The sequence below is a fragment of the Streptomyces albus subsp. albus genome, assembly GCF_000725885.1.
Classification (GTDB): domain Bacteria; phylum Actinomycetota; class Actinomycetes; order Streptomycetales; family Streptomycetaceae; genus Streptomyces; species Streptomyces albus.
In genome coordinates, this window is record NZ_JODR01000024.1 from 1 (window position 1) to 15,798 (window position 15,798).

13 protein-coding genes are annotated in these 15,798 nt (G+C 71.8%); 11 read left to right on the forward strand and 2 right to left on the reverse strand.

What is annotated here, in order from left to right; translation table 11 throughout:
- The first annotated feature begins 272 nt into the window (after positions 1–272).
- The 10 genes from kdpF to IO40_RS0125630 all read left to right on the forward strand — a co-directional run bounded on the left by kdpF (position 273) and on the right by IO40_RS0125630 (position 11,743).
- Entirely contained in the window at positions 273–362 is a 90-nt protein-coding gene (gene kdpF / locus IO40_RS35235) for a K(+)-transporting ATPase subunit F (protein WP_016470297.1), read from the forward strand.
- Between the two features lie 8 nt (positions 363–370).
- Positions 371–2,035, forward strand: coding sequence for a potassium-transporting ATPase subunit KdpA (gene kdpA, locus IO40_RS0125590; RefSeq protein ID WP_016470298.1), 1,665 nt, complete (start codon positions 371–373; stop codon positions 2,033–2,035).
- The gene (kdpB, locus tag IO40_RS0125595) at positions 2,032–4,209 is read left to right on the forward strand and encodes a potassium-transporting ATPase subunit KdpB (protein ID WP_031176214.1); all 2,178 of its coding nucleotides are present in this window, start codon (positions 2,032–2,034) and stop codon (positions 4,207–4,209) included. Before kdpA ends, kdpB begins: the two co-directional genes overlap by 4 nt.
- A 5-nt stretch (positions 4,210–4,214) precedes the next feature.
- Positions 4,215–4,811, forward strand: a complete 597-nt coding sequence (kdpC, locus tag IO40_RS0125600; RefSeq protein ID WP_031176215.1) for a potassium-transporting ATPase subunit KdpC — start codon at positions 4,215–4,217, stop codon at positions 4,809–4,811.
- A gap of 299 nt (positions 4,812–5,110) precedes the next feature.
- Entirely contained in the window at positions 5,111–5,836 is a 726-nt protein-coding gene (locus tag IO40_RS0125605; protein WP_055496221.1) for an ABC transporter ATP-binding protein, read from the forward strand.
- A gap of 73 nt (positions 5,837–5,909) precedes the next feature.
- The gene (locus IO40_RS0125610; RefSeq protein ID WP_031176217.1) at positions 5,910–8,537 is read left to right on the forward strand and encodes a sensor histidine kinase; all 2,628 of its coding nucleotides are present in this window, start codon (positions 5,910–5,912) and stop codon (positions 8,535–8,537) included.
- A gap of 34 nt (positions 8,538–8,571) precedes the next feature.
- Positions 8,572–9,258, forward strand: a complete 687-nt coding sequence (locus IO40_RS0125615; RefSeq protein ID WP_016470303.1) for a response regulator — start codon at positions 8,572–8,574, stop codon at positions 9,256–9,258.
- Positions 9,259–9,288: 30 nt separating this feature from the next.
- Entirely contained in the window at positions 9,289–9,693 is a 405-nt protein-coding gene (locus tag IO40_RS0125620) for an OB-fold nucleic acid binding domain-containing protein (protein WP_016470304.1), read from the forward strand.
- A gap of 3 nt (positions 9,694–9,696) precedes the next feature.
- Positions 9,697–10,479: a DUF3159 domain-containing protein gene (locus IO40_RS0125625; RefSeq protein WP_016470305.1), complete on the forward strand. Its 783-nt coding sequence runs from the start codon at positions 9,697–9,699 to the stop codon at positions 10,477–10,479.
- Between the two features lie 268 nt (positions 10,480–10,747).
- Positions 10,748–11,743 carry a DUF3048 domain-containing protein gene (locus IO40_RS0125630; protein ID WP_031176218.1) on the forward strand — a complete coding sequence of 332 codons (996 nt, stop codon included), beginning with the start codon at positions 10,748–10,750 and terminating at the stop codon, positions 11,741–11,743.
- Between the two features lie 269 nt (positions 11,744–12,012).
- Here IO40_RS0125630 and IO40_RS0125635 read toward each other — a convergent pair whose 3' ends face one another.
- Complete coding sequence (locus IO40_RS0125635) at positions 12,013–12,675, reverse strand: potassium channel family protein (protein ID WP_016470307.1); 663 nt, start codon at positions 12,673–12,675, stop codon at positions 12,013–12,015.
- Positions 12,676–12,763: 88 nt separating this feature from the next.
- A complete protein-coding gene (locus tag IO40_RS0125640) occupies positions 12,764–13,423 on the reverse strand; it encodes a potassium channel family protein (protein WP_030408794.1) in 660 nt (219 codons plus the stop codon).
- A gap of 69 nt (positions 13,424–13,492) precedes the next feature.
- Here IO40_RS0125640 and IO40_RS0125645 point away from each other — a divergent pair, with 69 nt between their 5' ends.
- A complete protein-coding gene (locus IO40_RS0125645) occupies positions 13,493–15,583 on the forward strand; it encodes an APC family permease (RefSeq protein ID WP_041968847.1) in 2,091 nt (696 codons plus the stop codon).
- Positions 15,584–15,798: the final 215 nt, after the last annotated feature.

Below are 15,798 nucleotides of genomic sequence, written 5' to 3' on the forward strand. Positions count from 1 at the left end.
GTGCGGGGTGCGGGGTGCGGGGCGCGGTCATGGGGGCCGATGGGGGCGGGCCGAACGGGGGTGGGGCGTATGGGGGTCATCAAGAGCGTGCGGGGGCGCGTATGGGGCGCGTCAACGGGTGCTATGCGCGCTCCGAACAGGGGTTTTTCTGTGGGAGTCGCATCCCACCGACTCACCACTTAGGAGCGCACGATGGCCGACCTGGCCTTCGTCGCCACCACGCTCGCCGTCTTCGCGCTGGTGGCGCTCATCGCCAAGGGGGTCGAGAAGCTATGAGCGTCGAGAACATCGTCGGCCTGGTCGTGGCCGTCTCCCTGCTCGGATACCTCGCCCTCGCCCTGCTGTTCCCGGAGAGGTTCTGAGCACCGAGATGAACCAGACCCTCGCTGACGTGCTCCAGCTCGTCGCGCTCGTCGGAGCCCTCGCGCTGGTGCACCGGCCCTTCGGCGACTACATGGCCGCCGTCTACAGCTCCGGCAGACATCTGCGCGTCGAGCGGCTGCTGTACCGCTGCATCGGCGCCGACCCGGGTGCGCAGATGCGCTGGCCCGCCTATCTGCGGTCCGTCCTGGCCTTCTCCGTGGTGGGCGTGCTGTTCCTCTACGCGATGCAGCGCTTCCAGGACAAGCTTCCGCTGTCGCTGGGCTTCGCCCCGATCGACCCCGACCAGGCGTTCAACACCGCCGCCTCGTTCGTCGCCAACACCAACTGGCAGTCCTACGCGGGCGAGTCGGCCATGGGCCACCTGACGCAGATGGCCGGCCTGGCGGTGCAGAACTTCGTCTCCGCGGCCGTCGGGATGGCCGTCGCCATCGCGCTGGTCCGCGGTTTCGTCCGGGCCCGCACCGGAGAGCTGGGCAACTTCTGGGCCGACCTGGTGCGCGGCGTCGTGCGCATCCTGCTGCCCGTCGCCTTCCTCAGCGCCCTCGCCCTGGTCGCCATGGGCGCCGTCCAGAACTTCTCCGGGATGCACGAGGTGCACACCCTCTCGGGCGCCACCCAGCACATCCCCGGCGGCCCCGTCGCCTCCCAGGAGGTCATCAAGGAACTGGGCACCAACGGTGGCGGGTTCTTCAACGCCAACTCCGCGCACCCCTTCGAGAACCCCAACGGTCTCAGCAACCTGCTGGAGATCTTCCTGATCCTCGTCATCCCGTTCTCGCTGACCCGCACCTTCGGCACGATGGTCGGCAGCGTCCGGCAGGGGTACGCGATCCTCGCCGCGATGGGGATCATCTGGCTCGGTTCCGTCCTCGTCATCACGGCGTCCGAGTACGCACACCCCGGCACGGCGGCCCAGCTGGCCGGGGGCGCCATGGAGGGCAAGGAGCAGCGGTTCGGGGAGGGCTCCTCCTCGCTGTTCGCCGCCTCCACCACCATGACCTCCACCGGCGCGGTCAACTCCTTCCACGACTCGTTCACCGCGTTCGGCGGCGGGATGACCCTGCTGGGCATGATGCTCGGCGAGATCGCGCCCGGCGGTGTCGGCTCCGGCCTCTACGGCATGCTGATCATGGCGGTGGTCGCCGTCTTCATCGCCGGACTGATGGTCGGCCGCACCCCCGAGTACCTCGGGAAGAAGATCGGCACCCGCGAGATCAAGTTCGCGGCCTCCTACATCCTGATCACCCCCGCCCTGGTGCTCGGCGGCACCGCGCTGGCCATGGCCCTGCCCGACGGCAAGGAAGCCATGACCAACATCGGTGCCCACGGCTTCACCGAGGTGCTGTACGCCTACACCTCCGGGGCGAACAACAACGGCAGTGCCTTCGCCGGCTTCGGCGCGGACACCCCGTTCTTCAACACCACCATCGGGCTGTGCATGCTGCTCGGCCGCTTCCTGCCCATGGTGTTCGTCCTGGCGCTGGCCGGATCGCTCGCCTCCCAGACCCCCGTGCCCACCACCGCGGGCACGCTCCGCACCGAAAAACCCCTCTTCTCCGGCATGCTGGTCGGCTCCGTCACGATCATCACCGGTCTCACCTTCTTCCCCGCCCTCGCGCTGGGACCGCTCGCGGAGGGACTGTCCCGATGAGCACAGCAACACCCGTACGCGAGGAGAGCCACGACGGCATACCGTCCGGCCCCTCCTCGCAGCACCACCCCTCCCCGCACGGCCGGCGCCCGGGCGGAACCGTCGGCGGCGGACTGTTCGATCCGCGTCAGCTGGTGCGGTCCCTGCCGCAGGCGCTGCGCAAACTCGACCCGCGAGTGATGATCACCTCGCCGGTGATGTTCGTGGTCGAGGTCGGTTCGGTGGTCACCACCGTGCTGGCCGTGGCCCACCCCGGCGACTGGTTCGGCTGGACGATCGCCGCCTGGCTGTGGCTGACCGTCCTGTTCGCCAATCTCGCCGAGGCCGTCGCCGAGGGCCGGGGCAAGGCCCAGGCCGACACCCTGCGCAAGGCCAAGACCGACAGCGTCGCCCGCCGGCTGACCGACGACGGTACCGAGGAGCGGGTCCCCGGCACCGGACTGCGCGTCGGCGATCTGGTGGTGTGCGAGGCCGGCGACCTGATCCCCGGCGACGGTGACGTGGTGGAGGGCGTCGCCTCCGTCGACGAGTCCGCGATCACCGGCGAGTCGGCACCCGTCATCCGCGAGTCCGGCGGCGACCGGTGTGCCGTGACCGGCGGTACCAAAGTCCTCTCCGACCGCATCGTCGTGCGGATCACCACCAAGCCCGGCGAGACCTTCATCGACCGGATGATCTCCCTCGTCGAGGGCGCCGCGCGGCAGAAGACGCCCAACGAGATCGCGCTGAACATCCTGCTGGCCTCGCTGACCGTCGTCTTCCTGCTCGCCGTCGTCACCCTCCAGCCGTTCGCGCTGTACGCGGGTGCCGAGCAGTCCCTCACAGTGCTGGCCGCGCTGCTGGTCTGCCTCATCCCCACCACCATCGGGGCGCTGCTGTCGGCCATCGGCATCGCCGGCATGGACCGGCTGGTGCAGCGCAACGTGCTGGCCACCTCCGGCCGCGCGGTGGAGGCCGTCGGCGACGTGTCCACCCTGCTGCTCGACAAGACCGGCACCATCACCCTCGGCGACCGCCGGGCCGCCGCTTTCGTACCCGTCGGGAACGCCACCGAGGCGGAACTGGCCGAGGCGGCGCAGCTCAGCTCGCTCGCCGACGAGACGCCCGAGGGCCGCTCCGTCGTCGTCCTGGCCAAGGAACGGTACGGGCTGCGCGAGCGGCACGAGGGGGAGCTGGCCGGCGCGGACTGGGTGCCGTTCACGGCGCAGACCCGGATGTCCGGCGTGGACCTCCCCGCCACTGGCGCCGCTTCCGGTGCCGACGGCCCCGACGGCGTACGGCTGCGGGTCCGCAAGGGCGCGGCCGGCGCGGTCTGCGCCTGGGTCGGGGAACGCGGGGGACAGGTCACCGACGAGCTCCACACGCAGGTCGAGCGGATCTCCCAGGAGGGCGGCACCCCGCTGGTCGTCGGCATCGAGGACGCGGACGGGGCGCGGGCGCTCGGCGTCATCCACCTCAAGGACGTCATCAAGGACGGCATGCGCGAGCGGTTCGCCGAGCTGCGCCGCATGGGCATCAAAACCGTCATGATCACCGGTGACAACCCGCTGACGGCCAAGGCCATCGCCGAGGAGGCCGGCGTCGACGACTACCTCGCCGAGGCCACCCCCGAGGACAAGATGACCCTCATCCGCAGCGAGCAGACCGGTGGCCGTCTCGTCGCCATGACCGGCGACGGCACCAACGACGCCCCCGCACTCGCCCAGGCCGATGTGGGCGTGGCCATGAACACCGGCACCTCCGCCGCCAAGGAGGCCGGGAACATGGTGGACCTCGACTCGGACCCGACCAAGCTCATCGAGATCGTGGAGATCGGCAAGCAGTTGCTGATCACCCGTGGCGCGCTGACCACGTTCTCCATCGCCAACGACGTGGCCAAGTACTTCGCCATCATCCCGGCGATGTTCGCGGTCGCCTACCCCGGTCTGGACACGCTCAACATCATGCGGCTGTCCTCGCCGCAGTCCGCGATCCTCTCGGCGGTGATCTTCAATGCGCTGATCATCGTCGCGCTGGTGCCGCTGGCCCTGCGCGGGGTCCGCTACCGCCCGATGAGCGCCGACCGCATGCTGCGGCGGAACCTCGCCGTCTACGGCGTCGGCGGGCTCGTCGCGCCGTTCGTCGGCATCAAACTCGTCGACCTGCTCATCACCCTGATCCCCGGAGTGGGCTGAGAACCATGAACGCATCCCTCCGCGGCACCGGCCGGCTCGTGTGGGCCGGGCTGCGCGCCCTGCTCGTCCTGACCGTCGTGTGCGGCGTGCTCTACCCGCTGGCGGTCACCGGCGTCGCCCAGGCCGCCTTCCACGACAAGGCCAACGGCTCGCCCGTCGAAGTGGCGGGCAAGGAGGTCGGCTCCGCACTCATCGGGCAGAAGTGGACGGGCCGCCAGTGGTTCCACGGCCGGCCCTCCCAGTCCGGCTACGACCCGCGGGCCACCGGGTCGAGCCAGTTCGGCGCCGACGACCCGCGGCTGGCCAAGTCGGTGCGCGAGGCACGGGAGCGCATCGCCGCCTACAACGGCGTGCCGGCCTCCGCCGTCCCGCCGGACGCCGTGACCGGGTCCGCCTCCGCGATCGACCCGCACATCTCCCCGGCCTACGCCCGCCTCCAGACGGCCCGGGTGGCCCGCGCCAACCGGCTTTCCGAGGGGACGGTGCGGAAGCTGGTCGAGGACCACATCGAGGGCCGCACCGCCGGCATCCTCGGTGAGCCGCACGTCAACGTGCTGCAACTGAACGCCGCACTGCGTGCCGAGACCGCCAAGTCCCGCTGACCTCCCCGGGCGGGACGCCGCGGGTGCGTGGGCAGGCCGGCGTGAGCGGCCCGCCCACGCACCCCACAGGCCGCCGGGCCCCGGCCCGGCGGCCTGCCCGTCGCTGCGGCGGGCCGGACGAGGGCCGGGACGGGTACGCACGGGCGAACGGATGCGCCGGGGTGGCACCGCGGGCGGCCGTTGCCCGGACACCCGTGCCGTCGCCATACTGACGCCGACCGTCCCGCTCGGAACTCCCCCGCACAGGTGGCACGTTGACACAGCAGACGGCGCCCGGCGCCATACCGGCGGCGCCCCCCATGATCGAACTGACCGACGTGCACCGCACCTACGGGCGCGGCCCGACAGCCGTCCACGCCCTGCGCGGGGTCTCCCTCACCGTCGCCCGCGGTGAACTCGTCGCCGTCCGGGGCCGCTCCGGTTCCGGCAAGACGACGCTGCTGGGTCTCGCCGGCGGTCTGGACACCCCCGACGCCGGACGCGTCGCCCTCGACGGCACGGACCTCGCCGCCCTCGGCGAGCGCGAGAAGCTGGCGCTGCGCCGCGACCGGATCGGCTTCGTCTTCCAGTCCTTCGCCCTGCTGCCCGTCCTGACCGCCGCGGAGAACGTCGGCGTGCCCCTGCGCATGCGTCAGATGCCCGTCGCGGAGCGTGAGGAACGCGTCGCCCTGCTGCTGTCCCTGGTGGGGCTCGGCGAGCACGCCCGGCAGCGCCCCGGCGAACTGTCGGGCGGCCAGCAGCAGCGGGTCGCCGTCGCCCGCGCCCTGGCCAACCGTCCCGCGCTGCTGCTCGCCGACGAGCCCACCGGCCAGCTCGACGCCGCCACGGGACGTGACGTGATGGAACTGCTGCGCGCCGTGGTGCGCGGTGAGGGCGAGGGCACCGAGCCCGTCACAGCCCTGGTCACCACCCACGACGAGACCATGCTCGCCCTCGCCGACCGCGTGGTGGAACTGGCGGACGGCGTCCTGGTGGAGCACCCCGCGGCGGCCCGGTCGGGCAGCGCCGCGCCGGGCGGCTCCTGATCCTTACGGAACCCTGACGCCCCGGCCACCGCTCCCGGCGGGGGAACGGTTCTCCTGCGGCGACAATGGGGGCATGTCGTCTGGAGCGCGACCGCGGCGGGGACAGCTGCGGGTTTTCCTCGGGGCGGCGCCCGGGGTCGGCAAGACCTACGCCGTACTGGCCGAGGCGCACCGCCGTGTCGAGCGGGGTACCGACGTGGTCGTCGGGTTCGTCGAGCACCACGACCGGCCGCGTACCGAGGCCCTGCTGCACGGCCTGGAACAGGTGCCGCGCCGCGAGGTGACCTACCGTGGCGCGGTCCTCACCGAGATGGACACCGACGCGGTGCTCGCCCGGCGCCCCGCCGTCGCCGTCGTGGACGAGCTGGCCCACACAAACGTGCCCGGCTCCCGCAACGAGAAGCGCTGGCAGGACGTGGAGGAACTGCTCGCCGCCGGCATCGACGTGGTTGCCACCGTCAACATCCAGCACCTGGAGTCACTGGGCGACGTCGTCGAGGCGATCACCGGGGTGCGCCAGCGCGAGACCGTGCCGGACGAGGTGGTGCGCCGGGCCGACCAGATCGAACTGGTGGACATGTCACCGCAGGCCCTGCGCCGCCGCATGGCGCACGGCAACATCTACGCCCCCGACAAGGTCGACGCCGCCCTTTCCAACTACTTCCGCCCCGGCAACCTGACCGCCCTGCGTGAGCTGGCCCTGCTGTGGACGGCCGACCGGGTGGACGAATACCTCCAGCAGTACCGCTCCCAGCACCGGATACGGAGCACCTGGCAGGCCCGCGAGAGGATCGTCGTCGGCCTCACCGGCGGCCCCGAAGGCCGCACCCTGCTGCGCCGCGCGGCCCGGATGGCGGCCAAGGGCGCGGGCAGCGAGCTGCTGGCCGTCCACATCTCCCGCGCCGACGGCCTCACCTCCGCCTCGCCCAAGGAGCTGGCCGTCCAGCGGTCCCTCGTCGAGGACCTGGGCGGCACCTACCACCACGTCATCGGGGACGACATCCCCCAGTCGCTGCTGGAGTTCGCACGAGGCGTCAACGCCACCCAGATCGTGCTCGGCTCCTCCCGGCGCAAGGCGTGGCAGTACATGTTCGGGCCCGGCGTCGGGGCCACCGTCGCCCGCGATTCGGGGCCGGACCTGGACGTGCACATCGTCACCCACGAGGAGGTCGCCAAGGGCCGCGGCCTCCCGGTGGCGCGGGCCGCGCGGCTGGGCCGGTCCCGGCTCGTGGCCGGCTGGCTCACCGCGTTCGGCGCCCCGGCGCTGCTGGCGGCCCTCATGCTCGCCCTGGAGCCGGACATCGGCTTCGCCAACGACGTGCTGCTCTTCCTGGTGCTGACCGTCACCGCGGGGATGGTGGGCGGGCTGGCGCCCGCACTTGCCTCGGCCGCGGTCTGCTCGGCGCTGCTCAACTACTTCTTCACCGACCCCGTCCACACCTGGAACATCAGCAGTGGCCGCAACATGGTCTCGCTGGCCGTGTTCTTCGGGGTGGCCGTCGCCGTCGCCTCCGTGGTGGACCTGGCCGCCCGCCGCACCCAGCAGGCGGCCCGGCTGCGCGCCGAGTCGGAGATCCTCTCCCTGCTGGCGGGCAGCGTGCTGCGCGGCGAGGCACAGCACGGCCACGGCGCGCACGGCACCAGCCTGGAGGCCCTGCTGGAGCAGGTCCGCGAGACGTTCGCCATGGACTGCGTGGCCCTGCTGGAGCGCGCCGACGAGCGTTCCCCCTGGTCGTGCGCGGGCAGCGTCGGCACCGTCGAGGGCGGCAAGCGGCTCGCCGGGCCCCGGGACGGCGACACGGACATGCCCGTCGGCGACAACATGATGCTCGTGCTCTCCGGCCGGGTGCTGCCCGCCGAGGACCGCAGGGTGCTCGCCGCGTTCGCCGCGCAGGCCGTCGGCGTCCTGGACCGGCAGCGGCTGCTGGGCGAGGCCGAGCGGGCCCGCGAACTGGCCGAGGGCAACCGCATCCGCACCGCACTGCTGGCCGCCGTCTCGCACGACCTGCGCACCCCGCTGGCCGCCATCAAGGCGTCCGTCTCCTCGCTCCGCTCCGACGACGTGCAGTGGTCGCCCGAGGACGAGGCGGAACTGCTCGGCGCCATCGAGGAGGGCGCCGACAAGCTGGACAACCTCGTCGGCAATCTGCTGGACATGTCCCGGCTGCACACCGGGACCGTCAAGCCGATCATCAAGGACATCAGCCTGGAGGAGGTCGTGCCCAAGGCCCTGTCCGGGGTGCCGGAGGGCAGTGTGCGGCTGGCCGTGGCCGAGGCGCTGCCGCTGGTGGCCGTCGACCCCGGGCTGCTGGAGCGCACCGTCGCCAATCTGGTGGAGAACGCCGTCAAGTACAGCCCCGACGGCAAGAAGGTGCTCATCAAGGCCAGCGCGCTCGCCGACCGGGTCGAGGTGCGCATCACCGACCGCGGTCCCGGCGTGCCGGACAGCGACAAGGACCGGATCTTCGAACCGTTCCAGCGCTACGGGGACGCACCGGGCGGCGCGGGCGTCGGCCTGGGCCTGGCCGTCGCCCGCGGTTTCGCCGAGGCCATGGGCGGCTCCCTGGAGGCCGAGGACACCCCGGGCGGCGGCATGACCATGGTGCTCACCCTGTGTGCGGCACACGGGCGCTCACCCGTCCGCCCGCGCAACCCCGCCCGCGCCGGCGCACCACCCCAGCCGCAGCGCTCCGGCGCGTGAGCGGCCACAACGGAAGAACCGAGAGGAAACAGCCATGCACCGGGTGCTCGTGGTCGATGACGAACCCCAGATCGTCCGCGCCCTCGTGATCAACCTCAAGGCGCGCAAGTACGAGGTCGACGCCGCACACGACGGCGCCACGGCCCTGCGGCTCGCCGCCGACCGCCACCCCGACGTGGTCATCCTCGACCTCGGCCTGCCCGACATGGACGGCGTGGACGTCATCCGCGGCATCCGCGGCTGGACGCGCATACCGATCCTGGTGCTCTCCGCCCGGCAGACCTCCGACGAGAAGGTCGAGGCCCTCGACGCCGGAGCCGACGACTACGTCACCAAACCGTTCGGCATGGACGAACTGCTCGCCCGGCTGCGCGCCGCCGTCCGCCGGGCCGAGCCGCCCACCGGGATGCCCGACGGCGCCGGCGTCATCGAGACCGACACCTTCACCGTCGACCTGGCCGCCAAGAAGGTGCACCGCGACGGCGGCGACGTCCGGCTGACCCCCACCGAATGGCACCTGCTGGAGGTCCTGGTCCGCAACCCCGGCCGGCTCGTCAGCCAAAAGCAGCTCCTCAAGGAGGTCTGGGGCCCCTCGTACGGCACCGAGACCAACTACCTGCGGGTCTACATGGCCCAGCTGCGCCGCAAACTGGAGGCCGACCCCTCGCACCCGAGGCACTTCGTCACCGAGGCCGGCATGGGGTACCGGTTCGAGAAATAGCGAGAGTCCCCGACGGGTACCCTGGCCGTTATGACTGGCGCCACCCGAGAGCAGCGGGCGACGGGAAGCGGGCGGTTCCGGCGGTTCCTGGAACGCCTCTCCTCCTCCGAGGAGGATCTGCGCTCCGCGGAACTGCGCGAGGAAGCCGAGGACAAGGGTTGCAAACGCATCGCCGAGTGCACCGACCGCGACATGGTGCGCGTCACCGGTACGCTGCGCACCGTGACACTGCGGCCACGCGCCGGGGTGCCCACGCTGGAAGCCGAACTGTTCGACGGTTCCGCATCGCTGGATGTCGTCTGGCTGGGCCGCCGCTCCATCGCGGGCATCGAGCCGGGCCGCAAGTTGATCGTCTGGGGACGGATCACCACCAGCCACGGCCGTCCCGTGATGTTCAACCCCAAATACGAGCTGCGACCCCTCGGACAGGAGTAGCGGGTGACCCTTCCCGACAAGCAGACGGAACCGGCACAGCCGGCCACCGACGGCTCGGCGGCCCCCGAGACCGGCTCCCGGGCCGTGACGGAGGCCGCCCTCTTCGAGGCGTTCGGCGGCGTCCGGGGACTGATCGAGACCACCCTCCCCGGTCTGGTGTTCATCGCGATGTACACGGTGAACAAGAACATCCACGCCGCCGCGATCACCGCGCTGGCGATCTCCGCCGTGATGGTCGTCGTCCGGCTGCTGCGCAAGGACACCGTCAAGCACGCCTTCAGCGGGATCTTCGGCGTCGGCTTCGGCGTGCTGTTCGCGATGATGACCGGCAACGCCAAGGACTTCTACCTGCCGGGCATGCTCTACACGCTCGGCCTGGCCCTCGCCTACATCATCACGGCCATGGCCGGGGTGCCCCTGCTCGGACTCGTCCTCGGGCCCGTCTTCAAGGAGAACCTCTCCTGGCGCAAGCGCAACCCCGGACGGAAGAAGGCCTACACCAAGGCCAGCTACGCCTGGGGCTTCATCCTGCTCGGCAAGTCCGCCGTGCTCTTCCCCCTCTACTTCTGGGGTGACACCACCCAGTTCGGCTGGGTGACGGTCGTCCTGAAAATCCCGCCGTTCCTGCTGGCGGTCTACCTCACCTGGATCTTCCTGGCGAAGGCGCCCGCGCCCATCAACGTCCTCGCCGAGATGGAGGCGGAGGAGGAGGCCGCGAAGGCGGCCAAGGCGGCTGCGAAGGCCGCCTCGGCGGAAGCCGGCAGCTCGGGCCGCCACCGCCGCTGAGGCCGTGGGGCCGCCACCGCCGCTGGGGCCGTCGGGCCGTCACCGCCGCTGGGGCCGTACCCGGCGGTGCTCCCCTCTTCCGCTGCCGCGCATTCCTGCGCCCGCTCCTTCGGCGCACGCCCTGCGCCGCTTGGTGCCGCGCCCGGGCCCGTACGCGCCGTCCCGGGGTGTTCGGGGATGCGGATGGCCGAAGACCGACGGTCGTCCGCGAGGTCCGCTGCCGGAAGGGGAAGGATCCGGAGCGGACGGACAGCGGGAGGCGGTGCGGATGGCCGGGCGGAGGCGGTGGGGGCCCGCAGGGCGCCCTGCGTACGGAGGCGCACCGCGCAGGGCGGTGCTGGCGGCGGCCGTGGCCGTCACGGCGGGGGCGGCCCTCCCCGGGTGCCGCTCCCAGGACGAGGGCCTGGGCGGTGCTTCGCCCTTCACGGGGCAGGACGACGGCGGCGATCACGTACTGGCCGTGAAGGTGGACAACGTCGCCGCGGCCCGCCCGCAGACGGGGCTCGACCACGCCGACATCGTCTACACGGAACAGGTGGAGGCGGGACTCAGCCGCATACTGGCCGTCTTCGCCTCCGACATCCCCGCGACGGTCGGCCCGGTCCGCAGCGCACGGGAGTCCGACATCGAGCTGCTGCACCAGTTCGGCCGTCCCGCGCTCGCGTTCTCCGGCGCCCAGCGGAAGCTGCTGCCCGCCTTGGAGGCGGCGCCGCTGGAGCTGCTGCCGCCCGCACGGCTGCCGGACGGCTTCGTACGGGACGGCGGCCGGCGGGCTCCGCACAACCTTTATCTGAAGGCCCGCACCGCCGCGAGGGCCGCACCGGCCGCCTCGGCACCCCGCGACATCGGTTTCCGGTTCGGCGACCCGCCCGGCGGCGGCCGGGAGACCCGCGAGGAGACGGTGGGGTACCCGGCCGCCAGGTTCACCTTCACCTGGTCCGCGGACCGTGGCCGCTGGCTCGTCGTGATGGACGGCACCCCGGCGCGTACCGCGGACGGCGGTACGCGGCTCGCGCCCGCGACGGTGGTGATCCAGCACGTCGCGGTGCGGGCGTCCCGGTTCCGCGACCGCGGCGGCAGCATCACCCCGTTCACCGGGACGGTCGGCTCGGGCAGGGCCCGGGTGCTGCGCGACGGCAAGGCGTACGAGGCACGCTGGTCACGCCCCGGCCCGCAGCAGGGCACCACCTTCACCGACCCTGACGGGCAGCGGCTGCCCTTCGCACGCGGCCAGGTGTGGGTCGCGCTGGTACCGGAGGACTGACGGCGCCCCGGCGGGCGGACGGACGCCCGCGGGGCTGGTGCGGCTGTGGGACTGGTACGTCCGCGGTGCTGGTGCGGCTGTGGAGCTGGTACGTCCGCAGGGCGGCTCGTGTGCCCGCAGGGGTGGTGCGGCTGCGGGGCCGACGGCCCCGTGGGGCCGGTGAGGACGGCGGACCCACGGGTGACCGGGACCGGCCGCGCCGGCCCCGGTGCATCGTGGCCCGCCAGGCCCGCGGACCCGGGTAGGCCCGCCAGACCCGTCCGGTCCGGTCAGGACCGGGCGGAGAGCAGCTCCTCCAGCTGCTCCTCGCGTGCGGGGGCCGCCACGAACAGCAGCTCGTCACCGGCCTCCAGCGCGTCGTCCCGGTCGGGGGTCAGCACCCGGTTGCCGCGGATGATGGTGACCAGGGAGGTGTCCTCCGGCCAGTCGACGTCCCCGACCCGGGTGCCGGCCAGTGTCGACTCCGGCGGCAGGGTCAGCTCCACCAGGTTGGCGTCGCCCTGCGAGAACCGCATCAGCCGCACCAGATCGCCGACGGAGACGGCCTCCTCCACCAGCGCGGACATCAGCCGCGGCGTGGAGACGGCGACGTCCACCCCCCAGGACTCGTTGAAGAGCCACTCGTTCTTCGGGTTGTTGACCCGGGCCACGACGCGCGGAACGCCGTACTCCGTCTTGGCGAGCAGCGAGACGACGAGGTTGACCTTGTCGTCACCGGTCGCGGCGATCACGGTGTGGCAGCGCTCCAACGCCGCCTCGTCGAGCGAGGTGATCTCGCACGCGTCCGCGAGCAGCCACTCGGCCTGCGGCACCCGCTCGACGGAGATCGCCGTCGGGGCCTTGTCGATGAGCAGCACCTCGTGCCCGTTCTCGAGCAGCTCTCCCGCGATGGAGCGGCCCACAGCGCCGGCTCCCGCAATCGCCACCCTCATGCTGTGTTCCTCTTGTTCGCTTCCGCGCCCACGCGGCAGGGCGCGGGCTCCGTGGTCGTCTGCGGCCCGGCCGCCGGGGCTGCGGCGCTCACGACTGCGGCCCCACGGCAAAGACTTCCTCAACTCGGGCGACGTCCTCGGTGCGCATCACGACGTGCACCAGATCGCCCTCCTGGAGCACCGTCTCGGCGGTCGGCAGTATGGCCTCGCCCAGCCGGGTGAGGAAGGCGATGCGTACCCCCGCCTCCTCCTGGAGCCTGCTCACCCGGTGGCCGACCCATGCCGCCGAGGTGTGGACCTCGGCCAGCTGCACGGCCCCGCTCGGATCCCGCCACAGCGGTTCGGAACCGGAGGGGAGCAGCCGGCGCAGCATCTGGTCCGCCGTCCAGCGCACCGTCGCCACCGTCGGGATGCCGAGGCGCTGGTAGACCTCGGCACGGCGCGGGTCGTAGATCCGTGCGGCCACATGCGCTGTGCCGAACATCTCACGGGCCACCCGGGCCGCGATGATGTTGGAATTGTCACCGCTGCTGACCGCGGCGAACGCCCCGGCCTCCTCGATCCCGGCCTCGCGCAGGGTGTCCTGGTCGAAGCCGATGCCTGTGACCCGGCGCCCGCCGAAGCCCGACCCGAGGCGCCGGAACGCGGTGGGGTCCCGGTCGATGACCGCCACCGTATGGCCCTGTCGCTCCAGGGTCTGCGCGAGCTCCGCTCCTACTCGTCCGCAGCCCATGATCACAATGTGCAACGCCCGTCCCTTCATCCCGTACAGCGGGCCGTCTCAGCATCGCACGACTGACCGCATACGATCCTCTGCGTGTCCAGGATGACCGACGTACCGAAACGACTCCTCCTCGGGAGGGCGCTCCGCAGCGACAGACTGGGCGAGACGCTTCTCCCGAAGCGGGTCGCCCTCCCTGTCTTCGCCTCGGACCCGCTCTCCTCGGTCGCGTACGCCCCGGGTGAGGTGCTGTTGGTCCTCTCGGTCGCCGGGGTCTCCGCGTACAACTACAGTCCGTGGATCGCTGTGGCCGTCGTCGTACTGATGTTCACGGTGGTGGCCTCCTACCGGCAGAACGTGCACGCCTACCCCAGCGGCGGCGGCGACTACGAGGTGGCGACCACCAACCTCGGACGCAGAGCGGGACTGACCGTCGCCAGCGCGCTGCTGGTCGACTACGTGCTGACCGTCGCCGTCTCGATCTCCTCCGGGGTGGAGAACCTCGGCTCGGCCATCCCCTTCGTCGTCGAGCACAAGACGTTCTGCGCGGTCGCGGTCATCGTCCTGCTGACCCTGATGAACCTGCGCGGTGTACGCGAGTCCGGCAAGCTGTTCGCCGTCCCCACCTACTGCTTCGTCGTCGGCGTCTTCGCCCTGATCATCTGGGGGCTGGTGCGCGGCCTCCTCCTGGGCGACGAGATGCGCGCCCCCACCGCCGACTACGAGATCCACACCGAACAGCACGGCATCGCCGGCTTCGCCCTGGCGTTCCTGCTGCTGCGGGCCTTCTCCTCCGGCTGTGCGGCACTCACCGGCGTGGAGGCCATCAGCAACGGCGTGCCCGCCTTCCGCAAGCCCAAGTCGAAGAACGCGGCCACCACCCTGGCGATGATGGGCGCGCTCGCCGTCACCATGTTCTGCGGCATCATCGCGTTCGCGCTGGTCACCCACGTGAAGATGGCCGAGAACCCGGCGAAGGACCTGCTGATCGACGGCCGGCCGGCGGGGGAGGACTACACCCAGAACCCGGTGATCTCGCAGGTCGCCGCGGCGGTCTTCGGCGACGGCACGGCACCCTTCGTCTTCCTGGCCGCGGCCACCGCGCTGGTGCTGTTCCTGGCGGCCAACACCGCCTACAACGGCTTCCCGCTCCTCGGCTCCATCCTGGCGCAGGACCGCTACATGCCGCGGCAGCTCCACACCCGCGGTGACCGGCTCGCCTTCTCCAACGGCATCGTCCTGCTCGCGGGAGCCGCCGCGATACTCGTGGTGGTCTACGACGCCGACTCCACCCGCCTCATCCAGCTCTACATCGTGGGCGTCTTCGTCTCCTTCACGCTCAGCCAGACGGGCATGGTGCGGCACTGGAACCGTCTGCTGACCACCGAGACCGACCCGGCCCGCCGCCGCCACATGCACCGCTCCCGCGCCATCAACACCTTCGGCGCCTTCCTGACCGGCCTGGTGCTGGTGGTGGTGCTGGTGACGAAGTTCACCCACGGTGCCTGGGTGTCCCTCGTGGGCATGGCCCTCTTCTACGCGGTGATGACGGCCATCCGCCGCCACTACGACCACGTCGCCGAGGAACTCGCGGCCGACGAGACGGACGAGCCCCGGCTGCGCCCCTCCCGGGTGCACTCCTTCGTCCTCGTCTCCAAGCTCCACAAACCGACGCTGCGGGCCCTGCGCTACGCCCGTCTCATGCGCTCCGACACCCTGGAGGCCGTCACCGTCAACGTCGACCACGACGAGACGGAACAGCTGCGCCGGGAGTGGGACGAGAGCGACATCGACATCCCGCTGACCATCCTCGACTCCCCCTACCGGGAAATCTCGCGGCCCGTCATCGACTACGTGAAACGGCTCCGCCAGGAGCGGCCCCGCGACGTCGTCAGCGTCTTCATCCCCGAGTACGTGGTCGGCCACTGGTACGAACACCTGCTGCACAACCAGAGCGCCCTGCGCCTCAAGGGCCGTCTGCTGTTCACGCCCGGCGTCATGGTGACCTCGGTGCCCTACCAGCTGGAATCCTCCGAACTGGCCAAACGCCGCGCCCGCAGGCGCGAACAGTGGAACGCACCGGGCTCGGTCCGCCGCGGCCCCGTCATCCCCCCGCGCAAGTCCGGCAAGGACGGCGGCGACGGCCGCGGCGGCGGGGGAGCCCTGCTGCGGCAGCGGGGCAAATAGCCCTCACGGGCACGCCCCGCCGTGCTGGGAGGGTGCGGGCGCCTCATGGGGGTGCGGCCCGATGAGGGCTGCACCGGGCGGCAGGCCGGTGCCCCGGCGGTATGCCCGTCCGGCACAGCCAGCGGTTGCACCCGTCCGGTACAGGCCGACTGCCCGGCAGAGGTCGGCGTCCCGGCAAGGGCCGGCCGTCCGGCGCAGAGCGGCTGCCCGGCAGA